The organism is Pseudomonas sp. EA_5y_Pfl2_R50 (assembly GCF_963970475.1).
In the GTDB taxonomy this organism is placed as follows: Bacteria; Pseudomonadota; Gammaproteobacteria; order Pseudomonadales; family Pseudomonadaceae; genus Aquipseudomonas.
Genome location: NZ_CAXAPT010000003.1, coordinates 174,687 through 190,127, shown reverse-complemented (window position 1 = coordinate 190,127; position 15,441 = coordinate 174,687). Strand labels below are relative to the sequence as shown.

The 15,441-nt window shown below is 59.6% G+C and carries 13 protein-coding genes; 12 read left to right on the top strand and 1 reads right to left on the bottom strand.

Going from position 1 to position 15,441, the window contains the following annotated elements; translation table 11 throughout:
* Positions 1–107: 107 nt before the first annotated feature.
* The 4 genes from AACY19_RS06775 to glpD all read left to right on the top strand — a co-directional run bounded on the left by AACY19_RS06775 (position 108) and on the right by glpD (position 5,250).
* Complete coding sequence (locus AACY19_RS06775; protein ID WP_095123248.1) at positions 108–959, top strand: MIP/aquaporin family protein; 852 nt, start codon at positions 108–110, stop codon at positions 957–959.
* Positions 960–1,036: 77 nt separating this feature from the next.
* Positions 1,037–2,539 carry a glycerol kinase GlpK gene (glpK, locus tag AACY19_RS06770; RefSeq protein WP_339449190.1) on the top strand — a complete coding sequence of 501 codons (1,503 nt, stop codon included), beginning with the start codon at positions 1,037–1,039 and terminating at the stop codon, positions 2,537–2,539.
* A 95-nt stretch (positions 2,540–2,634) separates the two neighbouring features.
* Positions 2,635–3,390, top strand: a complete 756-nt coding sequence (locus AACY19_RS06765; RefSeq protein ID WP_007963957.1) for a DeoR/GlpR family transcriptional regulator — start codon at positions 2,635–2,637, stop codon at positions 3,388–3,390.
* Positions 3,391–3,711: 321 nt separating this feature from the next.
* Entirely contained in the window at positions 3,712–5,250 is a 1,539-nt protein-coding gene (glpD, locus tag AACY19_RS06760) for a glycerol-3-phosphate dehydrogenase (RefSeq protein ID WP_339449188.1), read from the top strand.
* Between the two features lie 114 nt (positions 5,251–5,364).
* On the opposite strand, the gene AACY19_RS06755 is transcribed toward glpD, so the two are convergent.
* Positions 5,365–6,252: a LysR family transcriptional regulator gene (locus tag AACY19_RS06755; protein WP_339449186.1), complete on the bottom strand. Its 888-nt coding sequence runs from the start codon at positions 6,250–6,252 to the stop codon at positions 5,365–5,367.
* Positions 6,253–6,357: 105 nt separating this feature from the next.
* Here AACY19_RS06755 and AACY19_RS06750 point away from each other — a divergent pair, with 105 nt between their 5' ends.
* The 8 genes from AACY19_RS06750 to mtr all read left to right on the top strand — a co-directional run bounded on the left by AACY19_RS06750 (position 6,358) and on the right by mtr (position 15,248).
* The gene (locus tag AACY19_RS06750; RefSeq protein ID WP_339449184.1) at positions 6,358–7,725 is read left to right on the top strand and encodes an MFS transporter; all 1,368 of its coding nucleotides are present in this window, start codon (positions 6,358–6,360) and stop codon (positions 7,723–7,725) included.
* On the top strand, positions 7,706–8,122 hold the full coding sequence (locus tag AACY19_RS06745) for a DUF4440 domain-containing protein (RefSeq protein WP_339449182.1): 417 nt from the start codon (positions 7,706–7,708) through the stop codon (positions 8,120–8,122). The genes AACY19_RS06750 and AACY19_RS06745 overlap by 20 nt, the downstream gene beginning before the upstream one ends.
* A complete protein-coding gene (locus AACY19_RS06740; RefSeq protein ID WP_339449180.1) occupies positions 8,119–9,051 on the top strand; it encodes a flavin reductase family protein in 933 nt (310 codons plus the stop codon). The genes AACY19_RS06745 and AACY19_RS06740 overlap by 4 nt, the downstream gene beginning before the upstream one ends.
* A 13-nt stretch (positions 9,052–9,064) precedes the next feature.
* Positions 9,065–10,363, top strand: a complete 1,299-nt coding sequence (locus AACY19_RS06735; RefSeq protein WP_339449178.1) for an aromatic ring-hydroxylating dioxygenase subunit alpha — start codon at positions 9,065–9,067, stop codon at positions 10,361–10,363.
* Positions 10,344–10,829, top strand: a complete 486-nt coding sequence (locus tag AACY19_RS06730; RefSeq protein WP_339449176.1) for an aromatic-ring-hydroxylating dioxygenase subunit beta — start codon at positions 10,344–10,346, stop codon at positions 10,827–10,829. Before AACY19_RS06735 ends, AACY19_RS06730 begins: the two co-directional genes overlap by 20 nt.
* Before the next feature lie 17 nt (positions 10,830–10,846).
* A complete protein-coding gene (locus AACY19_RS06725) occupies positions 10,847–12,556 on the top strand; it encodes an NAD(P)/FAD-dependent oxidoreductase (RefSeq protein WP_339449174.1) in 1,710 nt (569 codons plus the stop codon).
* Between the two features lie 30 nt (positions 12,557–12,586).
* A complete protein-coding gene (locus AACY19_RS06720; protein WP_339449172.1) occupies positions 12,587–13,921 on the top strand; it encodes an amidase family protein in 1,335 nt (444 codons plus the stop codon).
* Positions 13,922–13,988: 67 nt separating this feature from the next.
* Positions 13,989–15,248, top strand: coding sequence for a tryptophan permease (gene mtr, locus AACY19_RS06715; protein WP_339449170.1), 1,260 nt, complete (start codon positions 13,989–13,991; stop codon positions 15,246–15,248).
* The last annotated feature ends 193 nt before the right edge of the window (positions 15,249–15,441 follow it).

Genomic DNA, 15,441 nt, shown 5'->3' with positions numbered 1-15,441 from the left:
GGCACTCAGCAGTACACCGGGAACGGAATGGGGATTCCCACCCGGCGAAAATCGCGCCTTGCCTCGTCGGCAAACGCGCCAGACAACAACAAAAACCGAGGTTTTCAATGACAACTGCTCTACAGCAACCAACGCTCTCGAGCCAATGCATGGCCGAGTTTCTGGGTACGGCACTCCTGATCTTTTTTGGCACCGGTTGTGTCGCCGCGCTCAAAGTCGCGGGCGCCAGCTTCGGTCTGTGGGAAATCAGCATCATCTGGGGCGTCGGCGTGAGCATGGCGATCTACCTCACCGCTGGCGTTTCCGGCGCGCACCTGAACCCGGCCGTGAGCATCGCCCTGGCGATCTTCGCCGATTTCGAAAAGCGCAAACTGCCGTTCTACATCCTCGCCCAGATCGCCGGCGCCTTCTGCGGTGCGCTGTTGGTTTACACGCTCTACAGCAATCTGTTCTTCGATTACGAACAAACTCACCAAATGGTTCGCGGTTCCGCTGCCAGCCTTGAATTGGCCTCGGTGTTCTCGACCTTCCCGAATCCGGTGCTGTCGACTGCCCAGGCGTTCCTGGTCGAGATGATCATCACCGCGATCCTGATGGGCGTGATCATGTCCCTGACCGACGACAACAACGGTCTGCCGAAAGGCCCGCTGGCTCCGCTGCTGATCGGTTTGCTGATTGCGGTGATCGGCAGCTCCATGGGCCCCCTGACCGGCTTCGCGATGAACCCGGCGCGTGACTTCGGTCCGAAACTGATGACTTTCTTCACCGGCTGGGGTGAAATTTCCTTCACCGGCGGCCGTGATATTCCGTACTTCCTGATTCCGATTTTTGCACCGATTGTCGGTGCCTGCCTCGGCGCTGCCGGGTATCGCGGGCTCATCGCCCGTCACCTGACCGGCGCCACACCTGCTACAAAGGATGCAGAACCGGCCATTGACGGCAAACCAAGAACTTCTTGAAACAGTCGGCGCGGGCTCCTGCCCTTTCGAGCCCGCGCCACGGCCCACTCTCCCTTATTTCGTCCAAGGCAATCGACATGACCGACATTCAGAATAAGAACTACATCATTGCCCTCGATCAGGGTACGACCAGCTCCCGCGCGATCATTTTCGACCGCGATGCGAACGTGGTCTGCACCGCGCAGCGCGAATTCGCCCAGCATTATCCGCAGGCCGGCTGGGTCGAACACGATCCGATGGAAATCTTCGCGACCCAAAGCGCTGTGATGGTTGAAGCGCTGGCTCAGGCCGGCCTGCATCACGATCAGGTGGCCGCCATCGGCATCACCAACCAGCGTGAAACCACCGTGGTCTGGGACAAGACCACCGGCCGCCCGGTGTACAACGCCATCGTCTGGCAATGCCGCCGCAGCACCGAAATCTGCCAGCAGCTCAAGCGTGACGGCCACGAAGACTACATTCGTGACAACACCGGCCTGGTCACCGACCCGTACTTCTCCGGCACCAAACTGAAGTGGATTCTCGACAACGTCGAAGGCAGCCGCGAGCGTGCGCGCAACGGCGAACTGCTGTTCGGCACCGTTGATAGCTGGCTGATCTGGAAATTCACCGGCGGCAAAGTACACGTCACCGACTACACCAACGCCTCGCGCACCATGCTCTTCAACATTCACTCGCTGGAGTGGGATTCGAAGATGCTGGAGATCCTCGACATCCCGCGCGAAATGCTTCCGCAAGTGAAGGCTTCTTCGGAAATCTACGGCCGCACCAAAAGCGGCATCGCCATCGGCGGTATCGCTGGCGACCAGCAAGCGGCGCTGTTCGGTCAGATGTGCGTCGAGCCAGGCCAGGCGAAAAACACCTACGGCACCGGCTGTTTCCTGCTGATGAACACCGGCGACAAAGCGGTGAAATCCCAGCACGGCATGCTCACCACCATCGCTTGCGGCCCGCGTGGCGAAGTGGCTTACGCACTGGAAGGCGCGGTGTTCAACGGTGGTTCGACCGTGCAGTGGCTGCGTGATGAACTGAAGATCATCAACGACGCCCACGACACCGAATACTTCGCCAATAAAGTCAAAGACAGCAACGGCGTGTACCTGGTGCCGGCCTTCACCGGTCTGGGCGCTCCGTACTGGGACCCGTATGCCCGCGGCGCACTGTTCGGCCTGACGCGCGGCGTGCGCGTGGATCACATCATCCGCGCCGCGCTGGAATCGATTGCCTACCAGACCCGCGACGTGCTCGACGCCATGCAACAGGACTCCGGCGAACGCCTCAAGGCCCTGCGCGTCGACGGCGGTGCGGTGGCGAACAACTTCCTCATGCAGTTCCAGGCCGACATCCTCGGCACTCAGGTCGAGCGTCCGCAAATGCGCGAAACCACGGCACTCGGTGCGGCATATCTGGCCGGTCTGGCGTGCGGCTTCTGGGGCAGCCTGGACGAACTGCGCGGCAAGGCGGTGATCGAGCGCGAGTTCGAGCCGAGCCTGGACGAAGTCGAGAAGGAGAAGCTGTACAAAGGCTGGAAAAAAGCCGTCAGCCGCACCCGTGACTGGGCGCGTGAAGACGCTGAATAAGCCAACCTTCAGATCCAGATAGGCATCTAACTGGTAGGGAGGAGATTCCTGCGGCATCATGGGCAAATTTTGCACGGCAGCCCAAAGGAAGCCCCATGAATCTGCCTCCCCGTCAGCAGCAAATCCTCGAGCTGGTCCGCGAACGCGGCTATGTGAGCATCGAGGAAATGGCCACGCTGTTCGTTGTTACCCCGCAAACCATCCGCCGTGACATCAATCAGCTCGCCGAAGCCAATTTGCTCCGGCGCTATCATGGCGGCGCGGCCTATGATTCCAGTGTCGAAAACACCGCCTATGCGATGCGCGCCGATCAGATGCGCGATGAAAAACAACGCATCGGCGAAGCCATTGCCGCGCAGATTCCCGATCATGCCTCGCTGTTCATCAACATCGGCACCACCACCGAATCGATTGCCCGTGCCCTGCTCAATCACAGCCACCTGAAGATCATTACCAACAACCTGAACGTGGCCTCGATGCTCAGTGCCAAGGATGATTTCGATGTGCTGCTGACCGGTGGCAACGTGCGTCGTGACGGAGGGGTTGTCGGTCAGGCCAGCGTCGATTTCATCAATCAGTTCAAGGTGGATTTTGCCTTGGTCGGGATCAGCGGCATCGATGAAGACGGCAGCCTGCTGGATTTCGATTATCAGGAAGTGCGGGTTTCCCAAGCGATCATTGCCAATGCGCGACAGGTGATTCTGGCGGCGGACTCAAGCAAGTTCGGGCGGAACGCGATGATTCGTCTTGGCCCGATCAGCCTTATTGATTGCCTGGTGACCGATCAGCAGCCCGTGCCGGCGCTGGCGCAGTTGTTGAGTCAGCACAAGATTCGCCTGGAAGTCGTTTAACCCTTTTGCACTTTCAGTGTTTGCAAGGGCCTCTTCGCGAGCAAGCCCGCTCCCACAGGGATTTGAGCCAGCCACAAGATTTGTGAGCCACTCACCCCACTGTGGGAGCGGGCTTGCCCGCGAAGGCGAACTGACAAACAACTCATCTCTAGCGCTCTCGCGCGCATTTAATGTTCGAATATTTTCCTTTCCCCGCCCTTCGATGAGTTTTTTCAATCGAACGTGACTGGCTGTGCGCGTGTTTATGGGCTACCATTTTCGCAAATGAACATTAATGTTCGATTTCCAATACAGAAAATCAAAAGAGCCCGAGGCCAGCCGATGTCCACCTCTACCTTGCGTATGCCCCCAATCTCCGAGATCTACGACATCGCTGTTATTGGCGGCGGGATCAATGGCGTGGGGATCGCAGCGGATGCCGCCGGTCGCGGGCTTTCGGTATTTCTTTGCGAAAAAGACGATCTGGCCAGCCACACCTCATCGGCCAGCAGCAAGCTGATCCACGGCGGCCTGCGCTATCTCGAACATTACGAATTCCGTCTGGTGCGTGAAGCCCTGGCCGAGCGCGAAGTGCTGCTGGCCAAGGCGCCGCACATCGTCAAGCCAATGCGCTTTGTGCTGCCGCACCGTCCGCATCTGCGCCCGGCGTGGATGATCCGGGCCGGCCTGTTTCTGTATGACAACCTCGGCAAGCGGGAAAAGCTGCCAGGTTCGAAAAGCCTCAAGTTCGGCGCCGACAGCGCACTGAAAAGCGAAATCAGGAAAGGCTTCGAATACTCCGATTGCTGGGTCGACGACGCCCGCCTGGTGGTACTCAACGCCATGGCCGCCCGTGAAAAGGGCGCCCACGTACACACCCAGACCCGTTGCGTCAGCGCCCGTCGTGCCAAAGGCTTGTGGCATCTGAACCTGGAACGCGCCGACGGCAGCCTGTTTTCGATCACCGCCAAAGCACTGGTAAACGCTGCTGGCCCGTGGGTTGCCAAGTTCATCCGTGACGATCTGAAGATGGAATCGCCATACGGCATCCGCCTGATCCAGGGCAGCCACGTCATCGTGCCGAAGCTGTACGAAGGCGACCACGCGCACATCCTGCAAAACGAAGATCAACGCATCGTTTTCACCATTCCGTACCTGAACCACTTCACCTTGATTGGCACCACCGACCGTGAGTACACCGGTGATCCGGCGAAAGTGGCGATCACCGACGGCGAAACCGATTACCTGTTGAAAGTGGTCAACGCGCACTTCAAGAAGCAGATCAGCCGCGACGATATCCAGCACAGCTACTCGGGCGTCCGTCCGCTGTGCAACGACGAATCCGATAACCCGTCGGCCGTGACCCGCGATTACACCCTGGCGCTGTCCGGCAGCAGCGAAGAAGCACCGCTGCTCTCGGTATTCGGCGGCAAGCTGACCACCTACCGTAAACTCGCTGAATCGGCGATGGCGCAGTTGATGCCGTTCTTCACCCAGATGCGTCCGAGCTGGACGGCTACGGCCACCCTGCCTGGCGGCGAAGACATGACCACGCCGCAAGCCCTGAGCGCGCTGATCCGTGACAAGTTCGACTTCGTCCCGAGCGAAATCGCCCGGCGCTGGGCCACCACCTACGGCAGCCGCACTTGGCGGATGCTCGAAGGCGTGGCATCCCTCGCTGACATGGGCGAACACCTGGGCGGCGGGTTGTACACCCGTGAAGTTGATTACCTGTGCAGCGAAGAATGGGCAACCAGTGCCCACGACATCCTGTGGCGCCGCAGCAAACTGGGCTTGTTCACGACCCCGGACGAGCAGGAAAAACTGGCAACCTATCTGGGCAAGGTCGAGCAGAACCGCAGCAAGATCGAAGCGGCCTGATCATCAGGCGCGCTTGAACGAAAGCCCCTGAATCGTGAGATTCAAGGGCTTTTTTGTGCATGCCTGACGCCATCTGAAGCTAACCCTGTGGCGTTGTGTGTGTGTGCTGTGATCTCAGCTCGCCAGATGCAGCAACAGAAAATCGATAAACGCCCGCGACTTGTGCGGCAGATGCGGGCTGTTGGGGAATACCACGTTGATCGACTGCGTAGGCAACGCGTATTCCGGCAGCAACCGCACCAGACGTCCGCTGGCGATGTCGTCCTCGACCACCCAAGCCGGCAACACCGATACCCCCAGCGACGACAACGTCAGCGAACGAATCGCCGTCGACGAATTCGACTCGAAGTGATTGATGCCGTTGACCTCTACACCCTGCCCCTGCCCGTCGCGCAGCAACCACTGGGTCGGCGACTGCAGATTGCTGTTGGCAATCCACGGCACGCCGTTCAGATCCTGTGGCGTTTGTACGGGATGGCGCGCCAGAAACTGCTCGGTGGCAACCAGCACGATGGCGTAATCGGCGAGTTTTCGACTCTTGAATGCCGAGTCCGCCAAGTTACCCAGACGAATCACCAGATCGAGTTTCTCCGCGACCAGATCGTTCAATGAAGAATTAAAGTTGTAGCACAAGCGGATTTCCGGATAGCGCTCGGAGAACAGTGGAATCAACGGCAAAATAAACTTCTCACCGTATTCACTGGTTGAACTTATGCGCAACTTGCCGGATACCCTGTTATTGCCTTTCAACACATTATCAAAAGCATTGTCGATGTCCGCGACAATCCCCTTGAACTCTTCATAAAAGTCCTGACCTATTTCGGTCAACGATATATTTCGGGTATTGCGGATCAACAGTGTGGCGGACAGGACTTCCTCCAGCGCCTTGACATGCAGGCTGGCCATGGCTTTGCTGATACTCAGGTAGTTTGCCGCCTTGGTGTAAGAACCAAAATCGACTACGGCAAGAAAGGTTTGTACCCGATTAAGATGAGAGTGCATGGCAGTTGGGCTCACTGTTAAATCCTGTCAAACATTGTTTCAAGCATAGTCGTATCGACACTTCAAGTCCATCGCCCCTATGCTGCGCGGCAAAGGGGATACAACATGAACTATCGCTATAAAATTGCCCTGATCTTTCTGATCGGGTTCTTTATTGACTGCATTAATATATTCATGTCCGCCGTGGCATTGCCGAGCATATCGGCAACTTTGCAAGTCAGTACTTCATCGGTGGCGTGGGTCGCCAACGCTTATATTCTCGGTTTGACCCTGATTATTCCGGTGAGCACCTGGCTGGCGGGGCGCTTCGGCAGTCGCGAGATTCTCACCGCTTCGATGCTGGTCTTCACCGGGTCGGTGTGGATGTGCGGGCTGGCAGGCAGCTTCCATGAACTGGTGATCTGGCGTTTCGTGCAAGGCATCGGTGGTGGCTTGTTGATTCCGGTCGGTCAGGCGCTGACCTTCAACCTGTTCCAGGGTGAGCAGCGGGCAAAGATTTCCACATTGGTCATGGCCGTCGCCCTGATTGCCCCGGCGATTTCGCCCACCGTCGGCGGCATCATCGTCGACAGCAGTTCGTGGCGCTGGGTGTTCTACAGCAACATCCCGTTTTCGCTGATCGCCGCCGGGTTGTCGTGGTTCTGGATCAAGGAAGCCAAACCGACCAGCCTCGCGCGCCCAGATATAAAAGGCCTGCTGCTGGTCAGCGCGGCACTCGCCAGCCTGCTGATGGGCATGTCGCTGTACGGTGGCGATTACCCGGCGCTGGCAGCGTTGATCTGTGTTGCGGCGGGCGTGTTGTTCATTGCGTTGTACCTGCGCCACTACCGTCGCTGCAACAACGCGATCATCGAGTTGAGCCTGCTGAAAAGCAAGAAGCTCAGCACCTCGATCTTCATCTATTACGCGATTCCCGGCGTGTTCACCGGGGTCAATCTGATGAGCATTTTCTTCCTGCAGAACACCCTGCACTTCAGCGCCCGGCTCACCGGAATGTTCATGATCCTCTACGCCATCGGTGCTTTCGTCGCGATGACGATTTGCGGCCGGGTCTACAACCGCGTGGGCGCCAAACGCCTGTTCACCCTCGGCATGCTGCTGCACAGCAGCGGCATCGCCACGCTGATGCTGGTCGCAGCACCGTCAGACCTGTGGGTGATCGTGATTGCCTACAGCCTGATGGGCATTGGCGGCGGTATCGGCGCCAACACCGCGCAAACCACTTCGTTGATGGACTTTGCCGGCGGCGATACGCACAAGGCCAGCGTGATCTGGAACATCAACCGGCAGATGTCGTTCAGCCTCGGTGCTGCGCTGTTTCTGATGATCTTCAATGTGCTGCTCAAGCAGTTCGACACCATGGCGGCCTACCACGCGACCTTCGCGATTGCGGCGCTGATCGGGCTGTTCCCGCTGTTTCAGATGAGTCAATTGAACCCTCCAAAGGAATGTCATGAACAACAACCTGGTTGAACGAGCGCAACACAGCATTCATCACGTGCATGAACTGATCCACCGCGTGTTTACCGACGCCGACGGCACCGGTGCTGCCGCCGTCGCGCCGCTGATGGACGTGTTCGCCGAGCACTTCAGCATGGTCACCACGTCTGCCGCCGTGGTCGGTCGGGCACAGGTCGAACAGCTGTTCAGCGGTGCAGTCGGCGCACGCAAAGGCCTGCAGATTCTCATCAGCGACCTGCACACGGTCTGGCACGAAGGCGCCACCGTGGCGCTGCGCTACAAGGAAACCCATCGCTTGAATCACCGCGAAACCTCGCGCATCTCGGTGGCGATCCTTCAGGTCGGGCAGCACGACGTCCAATGGCTGTACTTGCACGAAACGCCGATCAGCCAGGAACAACCTGCATGAAATTCACCGTCACCCACTGCCGCATGCTCTCGGACTCGATCCGGGAAATCACCGTTCACGGCCCCGCTTCGCTGGCCGCGATGAGCCATGCCGGTGCGCACTTCAAATGGCTGATTCCGGGCCTCGACGACTGCCGCCACTACTCGACGGTGCATGTGAACGACGCCGCTGAGGGCCAGTTCACGTTTGCCATTCGCTTGTCGCCGGACTCCATCAGCAGCCAGTACATCCGCACTCTGGCGGTCAACGACAGCGTGGAACTCGAAGGCCCGTTCAACACGTTCAACTATCCATTGAGCGCAACGTCGGGCCGGGATATCGCGGTTGCCGGCGGCATCGGGATCACTCCGCTGACCGGCATCCTGCGCCACCTGGCTACGCTGAACCGCCCTGCGCAACTGCATTACTTCGCCAGGAGCGCCGCAGACGCCGCCTACGGCGAAGATCTGCAAGAGCAGTTGCAAGCGCGCATGCAATTGCACCTTTCGGGCAATCGTCCTGCGATCAGTCAGATCCTCGCCGACCTCACAGCGCAGGATCGGCTGTATGTCTGCGGGCCGGCAGCGATGCTCAGCGAAGTGCTCAGCCACGCCGAGCGCGTCGGCCTGGCCCGCGAGTGCGTTCATCTTGAAGTGTTCAACGTGGCCCGCGATGACACGGCCCAAGGTTTTGTGATCGACGCCGCCGAGTCCGGCATCAGCGTCAACGTCGGCCCAGAGCAGTCGTTGCTCGAGGCCCTCGAAGCCGCCGGCCTCGATCCGCTTTACGACTGCCGGCGCGGCGAATGCGGCGTCTGCGCGCTGGACGTGCTGGAAGGCGAAGTCGAGCACCGCGACTTCATCATGAGCGAACAGGAAGCTGCCTGCAGCGCACGGATCTATCCCTGCGTCTCCCGCGCGAAAAGCCCGCGCCTGAAGCTGGCAATCTGAAGAGGACACCCCGTTGGACAACTACTTCAATGGCAGGGAAGTGCACAAATCCCTGTTTCTGGATCAACAACTTTTCGAGCAGGAACAGCAGCGAGTGTTCGCCGCAAGCTGGTGTTACCTGGGCCACGACAGCCTGATCCCCGAGACCGGCGACTACTTCACCACCACCCTCGCCCAGCAGCCGCTGGCAATGGTTCGGCAGAAGAATGGTGGCATCGTCGTGCTGCACAACCGTTGCCCGCACAAAGGCGTGAAAGTGCTCGCCGAAACCCGCGGCAATGTCGGCCGTTTCATGCGTTGCCCCTACCACGCCTGGACGTTCAAGACCGACGGCGAACTGCTGAGCATCCCGGTAAAAAAAGAGTACGACGACTGCGACCTCAGCAGTTGCTCGGCACACAAAGGCATGCGCCCGGTGACGGCGGTTCACAACTATCGCGGCTTCGTGTTTGTGCGCCTGACGGAAACAGGTATCGGCTTCGACGAGTTCTTCGGTGAGTCGCTGTCGACCCTGGACAACATGGTCATGCGTTCGCCACAGGGCCAGTTGAAAGTGATCGGCCAACCGTTGCTGCACCGCCATCGCTGCAACTGGAAAATGGTCGTCGATAACCAGACCGACACCTGCCACCCGATGATCGCCCACGAATCCTCGGCCGGCGAAGCCATACGTCTGTGGCGAGCCACCGGCGACCAGGGCAAGCCACCGATGGCGGTCGAACTGTTCTCGCCGTTCATGGCCTCCTACGAGTTTTTCGCCGGTATGGGCATTCGCGTCTGGCCCAACGGGCATGGGCACACTGGGGTCAGCAACTCGATCCACAAGGCCTACACCGACATCCCCGGTTACTGGGACTTGATGGTGCAAAGCTACGGCGAAGAGCAGGCCCGGGCGATCCTCGACGACACCCGGCACAACACCGTTTATTTCCCCAACCTGATGGTCAAGGGCCCGATCCAGACCTTGCGCGTGATCAAACCGGTCAGTGCGCGGGAAACCATCGTCGAGTCGTGGATCTTCGAACTGCAAGGCGCGCCCGTGCAGTTGCTGGAAAGAACCGTGCAGTACAACAACCTGATCAATTCGCCGTGCTCGATGGTCGCCCATGACGACGTGGAAATGTACGAGCGCGCGATGGAAGGCCTGGGCAGCGATGCCAATGACTGGGTCAACGTCAGCCGTTTGTTCGCGCCGGGCGAAACCCATGAGCAGACCGACGTGGTGTCCGGCACCAGCGAACGGGCCATGCGTAATTTCTATAACAGTTGGCAGAACCTGATGCGGGATGACCATGCAACACGATCAATCTAATCACCACGCCATCGAGCAACTGATCGAGCGCGAACTGCACTGGCTCGATCAACAGGATTTCGATGCCTGGCAGCAACTGTTGAGCGACGACTACACCTACTGGATTCCCATGACCCGCGAGCAACGCAGCCCGTTGCATGAATCGTCGCTGGTGTATGAAGACCGTTTTCTGACCACCCTGCGGATCAATCGCCTGGCCAACGCGCGCAACTACTCCCAGCAGCCCAAGAGCCGCAGCCTGCACATTGCCCAGCGTCCGCGCATCTCGGTCGACGAAGCTGCGTCCAGCGCATTCGCCAGTTCCAACATGCTCTATTGCGAAGCCCGTGGCGACAGCGAATGGCACTATCCGGTGACTGTCGAGCATCAACTGATCAAGGTTGACGGGCAGTGGAAAATCCGCGGCAAGAAAATCCTCTTGCTCAACCCCGCACGTGCCATCGAAAGCCTGCAGCTTATTATCTGATTGATCGAGAAACCCCTGTGAACCCTATTTCCAACAGCTCCAACAAGGCTGGCGCGTGCCTGTCATTTCCCTATGTCGACTTGCTGTATGACTACGGCCAGTTTTTGCGTAACGCCGAAAATGCCATCGGTTACCTGCCGTGCGAAAGCGCCGAAAAACACATCGGTATCGTCGGCGCCGGCCTTAGCGGTCTGGTCGCGGCTTACGAATTGCTGCGTGCCGGCGCGCGTCGAGTCACCCTGTTCGAGGCCGAAGAACAGCATGTCGGCGGGCGTTTCCTGACCCAGTGCTTTGACGAAAGCCAGCCGCAATTCATTGCCGAAATGGGTGCCATGCGCTTCCCGCCGAGTGAAGTCGGTCTGTTTCATTACCTGGATCGTTTCGGTATTCAAACCACCGAAGCGTTTCCCGATCCGGGCGTCGTCGATACCGAAATCCACTACCGTGGCGAAACCCACCACTGGCCGGCGATGCAGCCGCCGCCGGCGATTTTCAGCACTGTGCACCAAGGCTGGCATGCGTTCCTCAAAGAAGGCGCAACCCTGGACGACGGCACGTGCCTGGCGCCGCCGCTCTTGCTCACCGAACTGCTCAAACAGCACAACTACGCGGAGGTGCAGCCGGAGTGGCAACGCTACCTCGACTGCTTTGGCGACAGCTCGTTCTACTCGGCGATGGTGCGCATCTTCACCGGCGCAAAACCGCCCGGCGGCAAGCCGTGGCGCAAGCCTGAAGACTTCCATTTGTTCGGCTCTCTGGGCATCGGTTCGGGCGGTTTCCAATCGGTGTATCGCGCCTCGTTCACCGAGATTCTGCGTCTGGTGGTCAACGGCCTGGAGGTCAATCAACGACTGGTGCCCAACGGTATCTCGACCCTGACCGAGCGGCTCGCAGACACCCCGTTCAACGGCATTCAATTGCGCGACATGATCTGCCGCACCCGCATCGAATCCATCAACAAAGGCGCAGACGGGCAGATTCTGCTGGCCGGCAGCAATGGCGAAACCTACGCCTGCGACCGGGTGATCACCACCGCCACCACCCGCGCCCTGCAAGTGAACCTCAAACTCACTCAAAACCAGGCGTTCGTGAACCGCGACGTGGCCCGGGCGATCAACGAAACCCACATGGTCGGGTCATCCAAGCTGTTCATCCTGACCCGGGACAAGTTCTGGCTCAAACATGGCCTGCCGCAAAACATCCAGACCGACACCCTGGTCAAGGGCGTCTATTGCCTCGACTACGCCCCGCAAGACCCTGATTCCTGGGGCGTCGTACTGATCAGTTACACCTGGGAAGACGACTCGCACAAGATGGTATCGATGACCGACAAGGTGCAGCGCTGCCTGCGTCTGGTCGATGAACTGGCGATGAGTTCGCCGCAGTTCGCCGAGCATCTACGGCCTCTGAACGGCGACTACCAACGCTACGTGATGGAGTACGACTGGCTGACCGACAAGCATTCGCTGGGTGCCTTCAAGCTGAATTTCCCCGGCGACGATATCTATTCCGAACGCCTGTTCTTCCAGTTCAAGACCGCGCTCGACACCCGCCAGGACACCGGGCTCTACCTCGCCGGTTGCGGCGCATCCTTCACTGGCGGCTGGGCGGAAGGGGCGATTCAAACCGCGCTCAATGGCGCGTGTGCGGTGATCAGCAGCCTCGGTGGCGACTTGATTGCCGACAACCCGCTCGACGGCTTGCACGCGCAGTACCGCTATTGCTGACCCCACCCTTTTCAACGCCGAGAATCGTCCATGTACAGCCAGCTTTCGATTGAACAGCTCGTCAACGCATTGCGCAGTGCTCAGCACTGCGCGGACACCTGGCAGCACGCCCTGCGCGAGCGCCATGTGCAACAGCAACATCTGAACAGTTTCATCACCTTTGCGCCGATGGCGCTCGACAGCAACGCCGCCACACGTGACGGCGCGCTGTATGGCCTGCCGGTGTCATTCAAGGACAACATCAACGTCAGCGGCATGCCGACCACCGCCGGCACACCCGGTCTGCGCGACTATTACCCGCAGGCCGATGCCGGCATCGTTCAGCGCTTGCGCCAACTCGGCGCGCAGGTCATGGGCAAGAACAACATGCATGAACTGTCGTTCGGCGTAACCTCGGCCAATCATTGCCATGGCGCCGTGATCAATCCGGCCAACGAACGTTACAGCGCTGGCGGCAGCAGCGGGGGCTGTGCCGCCGCCGTCGCCGCCGGACTGGTGGCGTGCGCGGTGGGCACCGACACCGGTGGCTCGGTGCGCATTCCGGCGGCGTTCTGCGGGATCGTCGGATTTCGCCCGAGTACCGGCGCCTATCCGGTGGACGGCATCGTTCCCGTGTCGCAGACCAAGGACACGCCGGGCCTGCTGACACGCACGGTGCAAGACTGCCAATTCGTCCACAGCCATCTGAGCGGCACCGCCCCCGCTGCGCTGCCCGAAGCGCGGCCATTGCGTATCGGTATCCCGGAGCGCTTTCTCTGGGCCGACCTCGATGACAACGTGCGTGAGGCCTGTCGCGCCGCCATCGACACCTTGGCACAACACGGGGTCAGCCTTGTGCCGGTCGACGACGGGCTGATCGGCGAGCTCAACGAAGCCATTCAGTTTCCGCTGCCGATCTACGAGTTCTTCATCGACTTTCCACGGTTCCTGATGAAAGAAGGCCGTGGCGAGCAGTTCCTCGACATCCTCGGACAAATCCGCGACCCGGCGATCAAGAAGATCCTGACCGCGCAGCTGGAAAGTCCGGCGATTTCCTACACCGATTACGTCCAGGCGTTGATGAGCAAAGTGCAGCTCGAGAAGGCCTACCGCGCGTTGTTCAGCCAGCACCGACTGGATCTGATTGCTTACCCGACCGTGACGTGCAGCGCGCCATTGCTCAGTGATTGCTCCGCTGAGCGCAATTTCGAAACCTTCGTGCGCAATACCGACCCGGCCAGCAATCTGGCGGCGCCAAGCATCAGCATTCCGGTGGGCGCTGCAGGCGCGCTGCCGGTGGGGCTGTCGTTTGATGCGTTACCGGGACAGGACAGCTTTTTGCTGGCGAGCGTTCGGTACCTGACGCAGCTACTGGATACCCGCTGAACTTCCATCCTGGACAAAACCCTGTGTCAACCACTGCCCTTTGACAATTGAAATTGCAGGCCTTGCCATGCGCGTCACCTCCCTCTCCCCCGCTGCCGCTGTCGAACGTTCGCCGTCGATCCTTGGCGGCGCCATGATCATTGGCGGCACCATCGTCGGCGCGGGCATGTTTTCGCTGCCGGTGGTCATGTCCGGCCTGTGGTTCTACGGTTCGGTCGCCGTGCTGCTGTTCGCCTGGTTCTGTACCCTGCACTCGGGCCTGATGATTCTCGAGGCCAACCTCAACTACCGCGAAGGCGCGAGTTTCGCGACCATCACCGGCGACCTGCTGGGCCGTGGCTGGAACCGCCTGAACGGTTTGAGTATCGTCTTTGTGCTGTACACCCTGACTTACGCCTACATCTCGGCCAGCGGTTCGGTGATCCATCACACCGCTCAGTCATTGGGCCTGGAACTGCCCTCGCGGATTGGCGGGCTGGCGTTCACGCTGCTGGTGGCCTTCATCGTCTGGCTCAGCACCACGGCGGTAAGCCGCATGACCACCGTGGTCTTCGGGGCGAAGATCCTCGCGTTCTTTCTGACCTTCGGCGGTCTGTTCGGGCATGTGCAGCCAGCCACGCTGCTGAACCTCAACAGCGCGGACAACCACTACTGGCCATACTTGCTGGTGACTCTGCCCTTTTGCCTGACCTCGTTCGGCTTTCACGGCAACGTGCCAAGCCTGATGAAACATTACGGCAAGGACCCCCGGCGAATTCGCGCGTGCCTGGTCAGCGGCACCTTGATCGCGCTGGGTCTGTATCTGGTGTGGATGCTGTGCAGCATGGGCAACATTTCCCGCGACGACTTCAAGGACATCGCCCAGCGAGGCGGCAACATCGATGTACTGATCGGCGCGCTGGGCTCGCGGCTGAACAGTGCAAACATTGATCTGCTGCTGACGTTTTTTTCCAACTTCGCCGTGGCCTGTTCGTTCCTTGGCGTGACCTTGGGCCTGTTCGATTACCTGGCCGACGTACTCGGCTTCGATGACAGCCCGTTCGGCCGCCTGCAGACCGCCGCCGTGACCTTCCTGCCGCCGATGTTCTGTGGATTTGTCTGGCCGGAAGGCTTTATCCATGCCATCGGTTTTGCCGGGCTCGCCGCCACGCTGTGGGCGGTGATCACCCCGGCGCTGCTGGCCCAAGCCTCGCGCAAACGCTTTGGCAGCCCGCGCTACCGGGTCTGGGGCGGCACGTCGATGATTGCGCTGGTGCTGGGCTTCGGGGTGATTTGCGCGGTATCCCATCTACTCTACGTTTTCGACTGCCTGCCCGTGTGGCACTGAACAGTGGCATTCGGTTTTCCGAACACGACCTTCGGGTCAGTTCGGTAAACCGGATCAGCGCGCCGAAAAAACACCATCACAAAACTTTAATAACCTTTAAAATCAACGGCTTGATCAATACCAACTGGTCTGGCACGACTCATGCTCTACACTCTTTCGACGAATGCCTGCCGCGCCAACACTTCAGGAGCCG